General features: G+C 35.2%; 17 protein-coding genes. 12 read left to right on the forward strand and 5 right to left on the reverse strand.

The window, feature by feature from the left end; genetic code table 11:
• Positions 1-146 precede the first annotated feature (146 nt).
• A complete protein-coding gene (locus tag HU137_RS09075; protein WP_182043527.1) occupies positions 147-641 on the reverse strand; it encodes a metallophosphoesterase family protein in 495 nt (164 codons plus the stop codon).
• A gap of 177 nt (positions 642-818) precedes the next feature.
• Between HU137_RS09075 and truA the strand changes: the two genes are divergently transcribed.
• From truA to HU137_RS09100, 5 genes are all read left to right on the forward strand, one after another.
• The gene (truA, locus tag HU137_RS09080) at positions 819-1,565 is read left to right on the forward strand and encodes a tRNA pseudouridine(38-40) synthase TruA (protein WP_182043528.1); all 747 of its coding nucleotides are present in this window, start codon (positions 819-821) and stop codon (positions 1,563-1,565) included.
• Positions 1,558-3,342, forward strand: a complete 1,785-nt coding sequence (locus tag HU137_RS09085; protein ID WP_246361529.1) for an ABC transporter ATP-binding protein — start codon at positions 1,558-1,560, stop codon at positions 3,340-3,342. The genes truA and HU137_RS09085 overlap by 8 nt, the downstream gene beginning before the upstream one ends.
• 67 nt (positions 3,343-3,409) lie before the next feature.
• Entirely contained in the window at positions 3,410-3,817 is a 408-nt protein-coding gene (locus tag HU137_RS09090; protein WP_182043530.1) for a hypothetical protein, read from the forward strand.
• Between the two features lie 100 nt (positions 3,818-3,917).
• Positions 3,918-4,943: a M28 family metallopeptidase gene (locus HU137_RS09095; RefSeq protein WP_182043531.1), complete on the forward strand. Its 1,026-nt coding sequence runs from the start codon at positions 3,918-3,920 to the stop codon at positions 4,941-4,943.
• A 64-nt stretch (positions 4,944-5,007) separates the two neighbouring features.
• On the forward strand, positions 5,008-5,631 hold the full coding sequence (locus HU137_RS09100) for an L-threonylcarbamoyladenylate synthase (protein ID WP_182043532.1): 624 nt from the start codon (positions 5,008-5,010) through the stop codon (positions 5,629-5,631).
• Between the two features lie 3 nt (positions 5,632-5,634).
• On the opposite strand, the gene HU137_RS09105 is transcribed toward HU137_RS09100, so the two are convergent.
• On the reverse strand, positions 5,635-6,258 hold the full coding sequence (locus HU137_RS09105) for a hypothetical protein (RefSeq protein ID WP_182043533.1): 624 nt from the start codon (positions 6,256-6,258) through the stop codon (positions 5,635-5,637).
• Positions 6,259-6,309: 51 nt separating this feature from the next.
• On the opposite strand from HU137_RS09105, the gene yaaA reads away from it, so the two are divergent.
• Positions 6,310-7,068, forward strand: coding sequence for a peroxide stress protein YaaA (yaaA, locus tag HU137_RS09110; RefSeq protein ID WP_182043534.1), 759 nt, complete (start codon positions 6,310-6,312; stop codon positions 7,066-7,068).
• Between the two features lie 2 nt (positions 7,069-7,070).
• On the opposite strand, the gene HU137_RS09115 is transcribed toward yaaA, so the two are convergent.
• Complete coding sequence (locus HU137_RS09115; RefSeq protein WP_182043535.1) at positions 7,071-7,535, reverse strand: ankyrin repeat domain-containing protein; 465 nt, start codon at positions 7,533-7,535, stop codon at positions 7,071-7,073.
• Between the two features lie 101 nt (positions 7,536-7,636).
• On the opposite strand from HU137_RS09115, the gene HU137_RS09120 reads away from it, so the two are divergent.
• Positions 7,637-8,944 (forward strand): DEAD/DEAH box helicase, encoded by a 1,308-nt coding sequence (locus HU137_RS09120; protein WP_182043536.1) that lies wholly within the window; start codon positions 7,637-7,639, stop codon positions 8,942-8,944.
• 103 nt (positions 8,945-9,047) lie between these two features.
• Here HU137_RS09120 and HU137_RS09125 read toward each other — a convergent pair whose 3' ends face one another.
• Positions 9,048-9,491 (reverse strand): thioredoxin fold domain-containing protein, encoded by a 444-nt coding sequence (locus HU137_RS09125; RefSeq protein WP_182043537.1) that lies wholly within the window; start codon positions 9,489-9,491, stop codon positions 9,048-9,050.
• Between the two features lie 117 nt (positions 9,492-9,608).
• The gene (locus HU137_RS09130) at positions 9,609-10,328 is read right to left on the reverse strand and encodes a biotin--[acetyl-CoA-carboxylase] ligase (protein ID WP_182043538.1); all 720 of its coding nucleotides are present in this window, start codon (positions 10,326-10,328) and stop codon (positions 9,609-9,611) included.
• 92 nt (positions 10,329-10,420) lie between these two features.
• Here HU137_RS09130 and rsfS point away from each other — a divergent pair, with 92 nt between their 5' ends.
• The 5 genes from rsfS to HU137_RS09155 all read left to right on the forward strand — a co-directional run bounded on the left by rsfS (position 10,421) and on the right by HU137_RS09155 (position 15,027).
• Positions 10,421-10,783 (forward strand): ribosome silencing factor, encoded by a 363-nt coding sequence (gene rsfS, locus HU137_RS09135; protein WP_182043539.1) that lies wholly within the window; start codon positions 10,421-10,423, stop codon positions 10,781-10,783.
• A 67-nt stretch (positions 10,784-10,850) separates the two neighbouring features.
• On the forward strand, positions 10,851-12,809 hold the full coding sequence (gene ftsH / locus HU137_RS09140) for an ATP-dependent zinc metalloprotease FtsH (RefSeq protein ID WP_182043599.1): 1,959 nt from the start codon (positions 10,851-10,853) through the stop codon (positions 12,807-12,809).
• 57 nt (positions 12,810-12,866) lie between these two features.
• Positions 12,867-13,457 carry an LUD domain-containing protein gene (locus HU137_RS09145; protein WP_182043540.1) on the forward strand — a complete coding sequence of 197 codons (591 nt, stop codon included), beginning with the start codon at positions 12,867-12,869 and terminating at the stop codon, positions 13,455-13,457.
• Between the two features lie 29 nt (positions 13,458-13,486).
• Positions 13,487-14,320: a phosphatidate cytidylyltransferase gene (locus tag HU137_RS09150; protein ID WP_182043541.1), complete on the forward strand. Its 834-nt coding sequence runs from the start codon at positions 13,487-13,489 to the stop codon at positions 14,318-14,320.
• Positions 14,321-14,373: 53 nt separating this feature from the next.
• Positions 14,374-15,027, forward strand: coding sequence for a phosphatidylserine decarboxylase family protein (locus HU137_RS09155; protein ID WP_182043542.1), 654 nt, complete (start codon positions 14,374-14,376; stop codon positions 15,025-15,027).
• The last annotated feature ends 23 nt before the right edge of the window (positions 15,028-15,050 follow it).

A 15,050-nucleotide genomic window follows, 5' to 3' on the forward strand; every position in this document is an offset into this window, starting at 1 on the left:
AAAAAAATCCTTCCGACTAGTGGAGGAAGGATTCACAATAATTAAATTATAGTAATTGAGGTTGGTTCGTTTGTAGGACAAAGTTATCTTCATTTTATTCAATTAAAAAAGGAAAAAGCACTTAAAATAAATAGGAAAAATCCCCTTTATCCTCTTGTTCCTAATTCGATTACTTCAGGGCTTTCTATTTTTCCGTTCGATATTTCAAATCGGATCATGGTTCTGATCTTATGGAAACCGTAAATCCCACAAGCTCCAGGATTCATATGGATCAGATTCAATTTTTTATCCGGCATAACTTTTAAAATATGGGAATGGCCGCAAATAAATAATTTCGGAGGATTTTGATACAATTCTTCTCTGATTGCCGGACTGTACTTCCCCGGATATCCACCTATATGCGTCATCAAAACATCCAATCCTTCTACCGAAAATCGATTATGCAAAGGGAATTCTCTGCGGATTTCGGCATTGTCTATGTTTCCATATACCGCTCTTAATTTGCTCAGTTTAGAAAGTTCGTCCGTTACTTTTAAATCTCCGATATCACCAGCATGCCATACTTCATCTGCTTTTTTGGCATAGTCGAGAATTCGTTCATCTATATAACTATGTGTATCTGAGAGCAAAAGGATTTTCATTTAAAAAAGAAATTTTGATAGAATTGATCACGAAAATAATAGAAATTTAATTTCTTTTGAATTAAAACGAATGAATCGCTGAATAAATTAGAATAAAAATGAATTTTAAATTTTACCTACCATGAAAATGATAAACCTATTGAAGTATCTTACATTTGCATTTCTAACAATTTTACATTGCGTTATTTTTTAGAATTGGCTTATAATGGAAAGAATTATTATGGTTGGCAAGTGCAACCCAATCAAATTTCTGTACAAGAAGTTTTGGAGAAATCGCTCTCTACCCTATTGCGAGAAAATATTGCCATAACAGGAGCCGGAAGAACCGATACCGGCGTTCATGCCAAAAAAATGTTCGCCCATTTTGATTTTGAAGGAAAAATACCAGATGATTTGGTACATCGCATGAATTCATTTCTACCAAAAGACATTTGCATTTATCAAATTCACAAAGTAACCGCTGAGGCACATGCGAGATTTGATGCTAAAGGTCGTACTTATCATTATTTTGTTCAAATCGGAAAAGATCCATTTAATTTTGATGCAGCTTGGCAAATTCATTTCGACTTAAACGTAGAAAAAATGAACCAAGCTGCCGAATACTTATTGGGTACAAAAGATTTCAGCAGTTTTGCCAAAATCCATACCGATGTGAAAACGCATATTTGTGATGTAAAATTTGCTAAATGGGAAAAATCAGGAAAAGAATTAAAATTCACCATAACTGCAGACCGATTTTTACGCAATATGGTTAGAGCGATCGTCGGAACTTTGGTCGATGTAGGAAAAGGAAAAATCAGTTTAGAAGAATTTAACACCATCATTGCTCAAAAAGACCGTAGTTTTGCAAGTGGTTCTGCTCCTGCACAAGGACTTTACTTGGCAGATGTCAAATACCCAAAATCAATTTTCATCAATGAGTGAATCCAATAAGTTCGATTTCAGCGGATTAAAACGTGTAGTTAAAATAGGTGTCAGTTACCGAGGATTGTTTTTTTCTGTGGTAATTTTTGCGATTTTAAGTGCTATCGTTTCTTCGTTGCGACCTTATTTGGTAGGAAATTCAATCGATCAATACATTTTGTTATTTGATCAAAACAACAATCCAATCGCTCCGGATTTGGATGGATTGTTTATTTTCTTGCTGATTTTAGCCGGAATTCTATTGATAGAGGTTTTATTGAGTTTTTCCGTTATTTATTTGGCCAATAAAATTGCGCAACGCGTCATCCGGTATTTACGTGTCAGACTGTTTGATCATATCATCAAATTCAAATTGGGTTATTTTGACCGAACGCCAAACGGCGTTTTGGTAACGCGTTCCGTGTCGGATATCGAAACCATCGCTGAGATTTTTAACAATGGAATTTTGACTTTGATGGTGGATTCACTCCGGATTATTTTCATCATCAGCATCATGTATTATATGAACTGGATGGTGGCTTCAGTTGTGATCATCATTTTACCGTTGATGGTCATCATTACCAATTTATTTCAGAAAGCCCTTAAAAAAGTTTACCAAGCAGAAAGAACGGTTACAGCAAAATTAAATACTTATGTTCAAGAACGATTGAGTGGCATGACCATCGTTCAACTTTTCAATCGTGAAGAAAGAGAATTTGAAGGATTTAAATCCATCAACAAAGAATTGCGCACCGCATTTTTAAAAACCAATTTGTATTTCGCTTTGCTATTTCCAGTTGTAGACGTGGTTTCAGCTTTGGCGATCGGATTGCTTTTATGGTTTGGTGGATTGCGAACTGCTGTTCATGGAGACGTTTCTGTGGGTGAAGTCATGGCGTTTATATCTTATATCACGATGTTGACACAGCCTATGCGTCAAATTGCAGACCGATTCAATTCGATCCAAAGAGGATTAATCGGTGCAGATCGGGTATTTAAAATTCTGGATGATGACCAAACTTTACCAAATCATGGTAAAGAAATTTTAACAGATGTAAAAGGTAAAATTGAATTTGAAAATGTCTTCTTTTCTTATATTCCGGACAACCCGGTTTTAAAAGGAATTTCCTTTCAGACCGAACCCGGACAAACCATCGCCATCGTCGGTGCAACGGGAGCAGGAAAATCGACGATTATCAATCTTTTGAGTCGGTTTTACGATATCGATTCCGGTGACATTAAAATTGATAATAAAAGCATATACTCACTGGATATAAGCAACTTAAGGAGTCATATTGCAGTAGTACTACAAGATGTGTTTTTGTTCAATTCTACGATTTACGAAAACATCATTTTGGGCAATGAGGAAATCAGTCTGGAACAAGTCCAACAAGCTGCAAAAGAAATCGGTATCCATGATTTCATCCTAAATTTACCAAAAGGCTATCATTCCGAAGTCAGTGAAAGAGGTGCCAGTCTTTCAGTAGGACAGCGCCAATTGATTTCCTTTCTACGCGCTTATGTTTACAATCCGGAAATTTTGGTATTGGATGAAGCGACTTCCTCTATCGATACGGAATCAGAAACACTGATTCAAAATGCGACGGACAAATTGACAAAAGGAAGGACTTCAGTTGTCATTGCACATAGATTGGCAACTATCCAACAAGCCGATCAAATCATCGTCATGGACGATGGGAAAATCGTAGAAAAAGGAACACATCAAGAGCTTCTGGACAAAGAAGGATATTACCATAAACTCTATGAAGTTCAATTCCAATCCAATGAATACAGTTGATAAATAATTAAAATTCCTAAAATATTTTTCTTAATTTTGATACAATTAAACCGTAAAAAATTACAAAATGAAAAAACTTTTTTTAGCTATTACCGTAATGGGATTGGTTTCTTTAACTTCTTGTAAAAAGGAAGAAGCAAAAGTAGAAGATGCTACAGAACAAGCAACTGAAGATGCAACTGATACTGCTGAAGAAGCGGCTGAAGTTGTAGATAATGCTGCTGCTGCAGTTTCTGATATTCCACAGTTCAGCAGTCCTGAAATTCAGAAATTTGCTGAGGAATATGCTGCTTATTTCAATGAAGTGACGGAAGCTACCAAATCTGGTGATGCTGCAAAAATTCAGGAGTTGTCTGCAAAAAGCGTAGAGTGGACGAAAAAAGCGTCTGAATGGACACAAAAAATGACCGCTGAAGATGCTCAGAAATGGGTAGAATGGTCACAAAAAATCGCTCAAGCTGCTTCAGGACAATAATTCCCGAACATTAAGATTTTTTACCTATCCCGCTCATGTAGCGGGATTTTTTTATTTGATGAATTGATGCTATTTTTGAGCAAATTCAATTTTCTTACGTATGAAATTTTCATCACTCCTTGTCTGGATTTCAATTGGTTTAATTTCCCTGCAATGCTCATCTCAAAAACAATTGACCAAAGAAGATTACGACAAAGCACTTCCCAAATACATCGAATCCATCAAAGCCAATTCACTGAAAGATCATCTCTATATCTTTGCTTCAGATGAATTTGAGGGACGAGACACCGGTGAGGAAGGTCAGAAAAAAGCCGCCAATTATATCCGTGATTTCTATATAAAAAATAATATCGAATCACCTGAAAGTCCATTTGTCGAAAATTACTTTCAACATATTCCTGCCAAAACCTATCCGAGAATCAACAAAGACACTGAAAATGTTTTGGGATTTATACAAGGAAGCGAAAAACCGGAAGAAATCATCGTCATTTCTGCACATTATGATCATGTGGGTGTGAAAAATGGTGAAGTCTATAATGGTGCGGATGATGACGGCTCTGGGAGCGTTGCCATTTTAGAAATAGCAAATGCCTTTAAAAAAGCAGAAAAAGCCGGATTTCAACCCAAAAGATCAATTTTATTTCTCCATGTAACCGCCGAAGAAATCGGTCTACTCGGTTCTAAGTTTTATACCGATATGCAGCCCGTTTTTCCGCTTGAAAATACAGTAGCCAATCTCAATACGGACATGATTGGGAGAATTGATGATGCACATTTGGGAAATGAAAATTATGTGTATTTAATCGGATCTGACAAATTGAGTAAGGAATTGCATAAACTTTCAGAAGAAATCAATCAAAAATACGTAGGATTGGAATTGGATTATACCTATAACGATGAAAACGATCCCAATCGTTTTTATTATCGTTCAGACCATTATAATTTCGCTAAAAACTATATCCCTATCATTTTTTATTTCAATGGTGTTCATGCAGATTATCATCAGCCGTCCGATACGCCTGATAAAATCAATTATAATGCACTCGCAAAAAGAACCAAACTCATTTTTGCAACCGCTTGGGAATTGGCCAATAGAGAAAATAGAATTCTTGTCGATAAAAAATAATTTTCACTTCTGATTCTTTTTGAATCATTTGGAAATTATGTAGATTTGATCAAAACCAAAAAATATGGCAAAAATCATCAAAGTACATCCGGAAAATCCTCACGAAAGAGCCATTGAGCAAATCGTAGAAGTCTTAAAAAATGGTGGTTTGATCATTTATCCTTCTGATACGGTTTATGGATTGGGTTGTGATATCACCAATTCAAAAGCGATGGAAAAACTTTGTCGACTGAAAAACATCAAACCGGAAAAAGCGCAGTTTTCTTTTGTTTGTAATGATTTGAGCCATCTTTCTCAGTATACCAAACCGATTTCCAATTCCAATTTCAAATTGTTAAAACGTGCGCTACCCGGTCCTTTTACATTTGTACTGGAAGCCTCAAACAACTTACCCAATACTTTTAAAAACCGAAAAACAGTAGGAATCCGTGTTCCAGATCATATGGTACCGCAAATGATCGTTGAAAAACTGGGAAATCCCATCGCTTCTACCTCTATCCGTGATGAGGATGAAATCATCGAATACACCACTGATCCTGAGTTGATTGCAGAGAAGTTTGATAAATTGGTCGATCTGGTTGTGGACAGCGGAATGGGCGACAATGTAGCTTCTTCTGTCATCGATTTAAGCAGTGATGAAGTAATTGTTTTGCGGGAAGGAAAGGGTGATATAGATGCGTTTTTGTAAAATTTAATAGAATTGAAAATTTAATTTTTCCGGTAATTCAATTTTTAAATCCAATTTTTCAATTTTCACTTCTGAGTTTACTGTCGTTTTTTCTGATTTGCACTGATAGGATTTTATTTTGAAGTGTTTATAGGATTCCAACTGTTCTTTAATCAATCCAACTATTTGATGATTTCTAATCAGACTTTTTTCAAAAGGAACATAAATAAAGGGAGTGTTAGATTCTTCTAATTGAAGCGTGTATTCATACACACTTTTTTTCTTTCTCTTATTTTTAAATTTTTTAACTTCAAATTCCTTTTCATTTATTTTTGTGATTTCTACTAAACCTAAATTGAACTTTTCACCTTTGAGCAACTTTTTACTACGATTATATTCAAAAGAATGATGTTTATCCAGAGATTTTTTATTTGAAAAAGTAAAAATGTGCAATTCGTTTGAATCATAATCCCTTATTACTCCTCCTTCATTATTTATATACATAGCATAGTTTGGACTTTCATCATTCATTAAAGTCATACTTGGATATTTGTCTGACTCTATTATTACCGCGCTTTCAAACGAATAACTCTGAGAAAAAGCAAAAAAAGAAAGCGAAAAAATAAAAACGGATATTACTTTTTTCAAAACATCAATAGATTAGAAAACAAAACTAAAGAATTATTATATTTTTACAGCATGAAAATCTTATTGTCCCCTGCCAAATTGATGTCGCTGGAAACAAACGGAAATTGGAACAAATCCAGTTCGCCTAAATTTATTTCTCAGTCCGAAATCGTCATGGAAAAACTAAAATCTTTGAACACCAAAGACTTAGAAAAACTGATGCATATTTCTAAAGATTTAGCCGAAATGAACATCGAACGAAATGCAGTTTGGAAAACCAAACCTACCGCAAAAAAGAGCGTTCAAGCCGCATTGGCATTTAAAGGCGAAGTTTACAGAGGTTTGGACGCAGAGACTTTAAGTGAATCGGCGCAAACTTATCTGAACCAACACCTTTTTATCCTTTCCGGTTTATACGGTATTTTGAAGCCAAGCGATAAAGTCATGTTGTATCGTTTGGAAATGGGAAGCAAATTGGATGTTCAGGGTTCAAAAAATCTCTATGGGTTTTGGAAAGAAACTTTAACCGATTTTGTCAATTCCAAATTGAAGAAAAACGAAATTCTATTGAATTTAGCCAGTAACGAATACGCCAAAGTACTGGACGACAAAAAACTAAAATCTCCAAAAATCGATGTTGAATTTCTCGATTTTAAAAACGGACAACTCAAACCGATCATGGTTTTCTTCAAACAAGCAAGAGGAATGATGGCAAGATATTGCGCTGAAAATGAGGTCACTGATTTGGACGAAGTAAAATTATTCAACGAAAATAATTATGCTTTTGATGAAAAATTGTCTACAGATTCTAAATTGGTCTTTGTGCGATAAATTTATTTCAAAAGCGCAACAATTTCTTTAAAACCCTGTGATTCTGCCTGTTGCAAAGCGGTCATTCCACGATTGTCTCGGATGGATTGATCGGCACCGGCTTCGATCAGCATTTTGACGATTTCTACTTTGTTGAACATAGCAGCAAATGAAAGCGCCGTTCCTCCCATTCCATTTTGAATATTTACATCTGCTCCGGAATCAATTAATTTTTGGGCGATTTCATCATGACCTTTAAAACAAACGCCCATCAAAGCTGTATTTCCAGAACCATCTTTTTCATTTAATTCAGGATTTAGACTCAAAAGAAATTCAACTATGGATTTGAAACCATAATAAGTTGCCAACAACAAAGGTGTAGAACCTCTTTGGTCTTTCGTATTGATCAATGAAGGTGTTTCTTTCAAGGTTTCTTTAACCGTTTCCAAATCTTCACTTCTGATGGCATAAAACAACTTTTCTGACATATTGTTATTATTTTTATGGCTAAAACTACAAAAAAATCAGAAAATTGAAAGGGATTTATTTTATAGACAAACAAACCTAGGAATTGCCTTAACTTTGCCCCATGGAATTAAATTCGATCTTCAAAAAATTGCAGATTCAAGACATGAATCAAATGCAAAAGTCAATCTATAAATCTTCTGAAAACAACCAAGACATCATCCTTCTTTCACCGACAGGTTCTGGAAAAACATTGGGTTTTTTGTTTCCATTGTTAAGAAATTTAGATCAAAATATAGATGGAATCCAAGCCATAGTGATGGTTCCGGCGAGAGAATTGGCTTTACAAATCGAACAGGTTTTTAAATCCATGGGAACCGATTTTAAAGTTTCTGTTTGCTATGGCGGTCATAATAAAAAGATTGAAATCAATAATTTCATAGAACCGCCTGCTCTTTTAATCGGCACACCGGGTAGAATTGCGTATCATTTAAAAAATGAAAATTTCGACCCATCTACCATTAAAACCCTCGTTTTGGATGAATTTGACAAATCTCTTGAGTTTGGTTTTCAGGAAGATATGCAGTTCATCATCCAGAACTTGAAAAACCTTTCTCAAAGGATTTTGACTTCTGCTACAGCCATGAAAGAAATCCCTGAATTTGCCGGTTTAGTCGAGGAAAAAGTCATCGATTTTTTAAAAATGGCAGATGCTCAACCGGATATTCAGTTGAGAAAAGTAATGACCAGTTCTGAAGAAAAATTAGATACTTTATTTAATTTGATTTGTAAAATTGGTAACAAAAGGACATTGATTTTTTGTAACCACCGAGATGCTGTAGATAGAATTTCAGATTTGCTTTATGAAAAAGGAATTGACCGTGAGAATTTTCATGGCGGAATGGAGCAGGATGAACGAGAACGCTCCTTATTAAAATTCAGAAATGATTCTTCAAGAATACTGATTACCACTGATTTAGCTTCCAGAGGGTTGGATATTCCCGAAGTTGAATCAATCGTTCATTATCAATTACCACCAAAGGAAGACGCTTTTATTCATAGAAACGGTCGTACGGCGCGTATGAGTGCCAAAGGTTTTGCATATCTGATCATGACGCCGGAAGAGAATTTTCCATTTATTAAAAATGATACAGCTGAGGAGTCGGTTAAAGGATACAACAAAGTACCGGAAAATTCTGCTTGGCAGACGATTTATATCAGCGCTGGAAAAAAGGACAAAGTCAACAAAGTGGACATCGTAGGTTATTTGATAAAAAAAGGAGAATTGACAAAAGATGATATTGGATTAATTGAAGTCAAAGACAACACTTCTTATGTAGCGATAAACCGTAAAAAAGTAAAAAATGTTTTGAATAAATTGGCGCATGTCAAGTTGAAAAACAAAAAAGTGAAAATGGAAGTGGCTTATTGAAGTAATTCCTTAATAGTGAACTTTGCGTAGAAAATCTTGTGAATCTTGTGGTAAGATTTTAAACACCACGAACACAAAGTTAATTCACAAAGGACACAATTAATTAATTAATCAGTTTCTCCAAAATAGCTTTTAAATCTTGCGTTTTAATTAATCCTTCGTATTCAAAAATAATTTCCAAATCAGGATTGATGATGACCCAAGCCGGATATGCCGATTTTCCCTTTAAAATTTCTTCTGCAAATTCATGGATTTTGTTTTTTCCGGGTTCAAAGGTTTTACCGAATAATTGAAAAGTTTCGGTGGATTCAGCGTCAAAATCGATATAATAAAAACGATCATTCAATAACTTGATCAACTCTTCATTTTTTTGAATTTTCTTATCCTGAATTGCACAAATTCCACACCAATCTGTTTGAAATTTAATTATCAGATTTTTAAGTGATTGAGATAATTTACCTTCAATTTCACTTAAAGAATATTTTTGTTGTGCATTTAGGTCATAAATGCAAAAAAACAAATCCATTAACATCAAAATTCTTTTCATAAAATTCATCCATTATCTCAATACACTTAAAAAAATGAGGACTAAAATAAATTATACCTAATCCCTATAAAACCAAGAATTCCTTGAAAAGAGGCCTAGTCTAACAAATTTATTTGATTAATATTTTAATTCAATTTCTTTGTGTTGATAAGCGTTGATTTTTTTGTCTTCTAAATTTTCTATGACCAACCTTCCTTTACCGTCTACTTCTCTAATGATTCCTTGAAACTCAATTTGATTTTTGATGAAAGTAGAAACTTGATTGCGTCTAAAAAGATGTTGATTGTAAGAATTTTTAATGTTTTCCCAATTCTTATTTTCAATTTCCAAATAAGCATTTTCCAATTCTGTCATAAAACCTGACAAAATTTCCTCTAAATTAAATTTACGATGCAATTCACTTGCCAGAGAGCCCGCTTTTGGTAAAGAACCAAAATCCAATTGATTAACGTTTAACCCTACCCCCAATATGATATTCAACTCACTATCAGCTTTATGCGTTTCGATTAGAATACCTGCAATTTTCTTGTTTTTCAGAATGATGTCATTGGGCCATTTGATCCATAGATCATTTGAAAACTGACTGAGGAATTGAAATAAAACGACAGAGATCCATTGGTTAAAGTAAATCAACTCATCGTATTTTAAAACGCTCTTTATCAACACACTGACTGCAATATTCCGGTCTTTTTCAGAAACCCAATTACTTCCGGCATAGCCTTTTCCGGCAGTTTGGTGAGATGTCCAAACGACCGTCCATGATTTGGCATTTTTTTTGGACAATTCTAAAAGTTCAGAATTGGTACTTGAGAGAGCGTCATAACGATAAATTTCCATCAGTTCAGAATTAAATTGAGCAAAGCTAAATTATTTTAAAATTTAAGATTTTAGCCCATAATTCACTAATTTTGCAAATTATCAAAAAAAGAATGAGTAATAAAGTAGATACCAAAATAATCATCGATACGATAATTGATTCGATTTCAGACCTAAAGGGTGAAGAAATCGTTTTGTTGGATTTAAGAGAAATTGAAAATGCTTTTTGTGAGTATTTCATTTTATGTACCGGAAATTCCAACACCCATGTTTCTTCCATCGCCGGGGCGATTGAACGGAAAGTTAGAAACGAAACAAAAGAAAGACCTTGGCATGTAGAAGGAACTGATAATGCGCAGTGGATTTTGTTGGACTACACCAACATCATCGTCCATGTATTTCAGAAACAATATCGGGAATACTATGATATCGAAAGTCTATGGGGAGATGCCAAGGAAATAGCCATAACCATTTAAAAAAAACAGAAAATTGGATAATAATAACAATCAGAAAAAACCAAATACAACTGGCGGATTTAACCCCATGTGGATTTATGCCACGGTGGGCTTTTTGTTGATCGGATTTTGGTTTTTCTCCAGTAGCATGGCTACTGAGTCTAAACGACTGGAAAGGGGAACTTTTTTTGAATATCTGAAAGAAGGATACGTTAAAAATGTAAGATTAAATCTGGAAGAAAATAAAGTCGATGTTTATTTGACCGACGAAGCTTTAAAATTGGACCAATTCAAACAATTCAAAGATACCGGTTCCAATATGACTGCTTTTTCGCAACCAGCACCAAATTATTCTTTCATTGTTGCGGACAACGCCAACTTTGAAACCGAAATCGAAAAAGCCATTCAAGAAAATAATTTAGCAACGAAATATTCAAATATTCCGCCGGATAAATTCAGCAGTATATTTTGGAATATATTGATTTGGATTTTGATTTTCGGTGCGATTTGGTATTTCATGTTCCGTCGTTTAGGAGCTGCTGCAGGTGGACCAGGCGGACAGATTTTCAACATCGGGAAATCCCGAGCCAAATTATTTGACGAAAACGATAAAGTGCGCGTAACCTTTAAAGATGTTGCCGGACTTGAAGGTGCAAAAGAGGAAGTAGAAGAAATCGTTGAATTCCTTAAAAATCCAGAGAAATTCACCAAATTGGGTGGTAAAATCCCTAAAGGAGCACTTTTGGTAGGCCCTCCGGGAACCGGAAAAACCTTATTGGCAAAAGCCGTTGCTGGTGAAGCAAAAGTTCCTTTTTTCTCACTTTCGGGTTCAGATTTCGTGGAAATGTTTGTGGGCGTTGGAGCTTCCAGAGTTCGGGATTTGTTTAAAAATGCAAAAGATAAAGCACCTGCGATTATCTTCATCGACGAAATCGATGCCATAGGTCGTGCCCGCGGGAAAAATAATTTCACCGGAGGAAATGACGAACGTGAAAATACACTAAATCAATTACTTACCGAAATGGATGGTTTTGGTACTGACACTAACGTTATCGTACTGGCAGCTACCAACCGTGCAGATGTTCTAGACAAAGCCTTGATGCGTGCCGGAAGATTTGATCGATTGATCCATGTAGATTTACCGGAATTAAATGAAAGAAAAGAAATCTTTGATGTGCATTTGAAGCCTTTGAAATTGGGTACAGATGTAGATTCTGAATTTTTATCTAAACAAACACCTGGATTCAGTGGAGCAGATATTGCCAATGTTTGTAATGAAGCAGCCCTTGTAGCAGCGAGAAAAAATAAGGAAGTCATTGAAAAACAAGACTTTCTTGATGCTGTCGATCGAATCGTAGGTGGTTTGGAGAAGAAAAATAAATTGATCAAACCAAAAGAAAAACGCAGAATTGCTTATCATGAAGCAGGTCACGCCACGATCGGTTGGTTATTGCCACATGCGGCTCCATTGGTAAAAGTAACCATCGTTCCGAGAGGAAAATCACTTGGTGCAGCTTGGTATTTACCGGAAGAAAGACAAATCACCACCACAGAGCAAATGCTAGATGAAATGGCTGCTACAATGGGTGGTAGAGCGGCTGAGGAAGTCGTTTTTGGAGATATTTCAACTGGTGCTTTGAGTGATTTGGAACGTGTGACCAAACAAGCTTCTGCTATGGTCAGTATTTATGGTTTGAACGATAAAATAGGGAATATTTCCTATTATGATTCTACAGGTCAAAATGAATATGGGTTTGGAAAACCTTATTCGGAAGAAACCGCTAAAACCATCGATGCAGAAGTTTCAAAAATGATCGAAGGTCAGTATGAAAGAGCCAAAGATTTGTTGGCAAAACATAGATCACAACTGGATCAATTGGCCGATAAATTATTGGAAAAAGAAGTGATTTTCCGTGAGGATTTGGTTGAAATCTTTGGTGAAAGAATTTTTGAGGACGATGAAAACTTAGAACCTCCGGGAAATGCAGTTTCTTCATTGAACGCAGAACCAGTTGTCAGTGAAGAATCTGTTGATAAAAAGGATTAAGTAATAGAGACATTTCGTAGAATTTAATTATTTTCGCTAAACATCACCATGATGAGTATGTGGAAAAAGATAAAACAACTTATTGTTCCCCCATCCGATGAAACGGAAAACGAAGAATCTGATTTGGAATTTGTAACTTTTCAATCCAAAGAACCTATCGACGTTTTGTTTACCCGAAATTTCGTCAATGGTGGTGGTCATTTTTTCTATTGTGAAAATGAACAAGAAGCACTTGAGAATTTAAAGGATATCGTTGACAATGAGCAAATTGATGAGGTAATTTGTTTCGACAACAAATTAAAATCCTTGTTGAATCGATTGAATGTCAATCAAATTCAAAATTTCAAATCATTTTCAAATTTTGCATTTATTGAATGTGAATATTTAGTAGCATTTGATGGTGCGATCATGCTTTCCTCCCATCAAACCAATGGAAGAAAGCAAGAAGACATTCCAAATAATGTGATCGTTTATGCAAGTCCGGGGCAATTGGTTTCCAATATAAGTGAAGCGCTTCAGAGGTTAAAATCCTCCAAAAACGAAAATCTACCAACCAATATAACCTCTATACGCGGAAAAAATCTACATAACGTCGATTCTTCTGCCAATGCAAAAAATATTTATTTGCTTTTGGTTGAACAGATTTAAATTCTCTACCAAAATATGAAACAGATCAAATGAAAGATTTATTACCCCGCATCCTTTCGGGGAGCGTTTATATAGGATTGGTAGTTTTGGGAACGACGATGGGACCTTGGTTTTTTGCCGGTCTTATGGCGCTTTTTCTCGTTTTATGTTTGATGGAATACATTTCTATCACGGAACTTTCCGACAAATTGTATATCGCTTTGGCCGTTATTGGCTCAGCCGGTATTTTTTATTTTTTCTCAGATTATTTATTCAATCAGCATAGCGCATTTGTTCTTCAATCCTTAAGTTTTGCAGGACCGGTCTTGTTTTTATTGGCTTGTTTTACCATTCTTTTTTCTACCAAAGAATTGTATGTCGAATTTGGAAATGCAACAATTGCTGTGATTTACATCGCCGTTCCATTTTCATTGGCATTGACCATTCCTCAGATTTCTTATGATTTAGGTAAAGAAGTGATTTCAAATGAGATATTGTTTATTTTCATTTTGATATGGATCAGCGACATCATGGCATATGTGGTGGGAAGTCTTTGGGGAAAACATAAATTGGTCCCAAAAATTTCGAATGGAAAAACATGGGAAGGAGCCATCGGCGGTTTTTTGTTTACATTGATCGTCGGATATGTTTTGGAATTTCACATTTTCCCGGAAAGCCGATTTAACTGGATGATCATCAGCATGATCGTCGCTATAGCTGCTCCAATTGGAGATATCGTTGAGTCGAAATTGAAGCGAAGTTTCAATACGAAAGACAGTGGAAAATGGATTCCGGGTCATGGTGGTTTTTTAGATAGATTGGATAGTTTTATATTTGTCATCCCGATGGTTTATTTGTATTTGCTAATTACCGGTATTTGGTAAATGAATTTTTAAATAAAACCTTGAAAAACAGTTTTTTACTAAATTAAGAATTGATGAAGTTACACAAAGAAGGTAGAATGATATTGATCGGATTTTTTCTGGCATTTCTACTGATAAGCATTGCTTTGTATGTATTTGTTCCGGCTTATTATTCGTATATTTTAATGCTTCCCTTTTGGATTTTATTCGGATTTATCGTTTGGTTTTTCCGAAATCCTGAAAGATTTGGAGAATCGACCGTTTATGATGTGATTGCTCCGGTAGATGGTAAAGTTGTGGTAATCGAAGAAGTAGAAGAAAAAGAATTCATCAAAGGAAAATGTATCCAACTTTCTATTTTCATGTCGCCTTTAAATGTTCATGTAAATCGATATCCTGTTTCCGGGAAAGTAATCTATACAAAATACCATCCCGGTAAATATTTGGTAGCCTTTCATCCCAAATCTTCAGAACTAAATGAAAGAACTACTGTCGTTGTAGAAACTGAAAATAAGGCCAATGTGCTTTTCCGTCAAATCGCCGGAGCTGTTGCCAGACGAATCGTGCTTTATGCAAAAGAAGGCGATGATGCCAACGCCGGTGTCGAATATGGATTTATAAAATTTGGTTCTAGGTTGGATATCTTTTTACCGTTAGGAACCGAAATTTTGGTGAAAATTGGCGATAAAACCAAAGGCGGAATCCAGAAAATTGCAGAATTAAAATAAGTTAGAAATATTAAGCATAAAAA

Source organism: Moheibacter lacus, assembly GCF_014042165.1.
GTDB classification, from domain to species: domain Bacteria; phylum Bacteroidota; class Bacteroidia; order Flavobacteriales; family Weeksellaceae; genus Moheibacter; species Moheibacter lacus.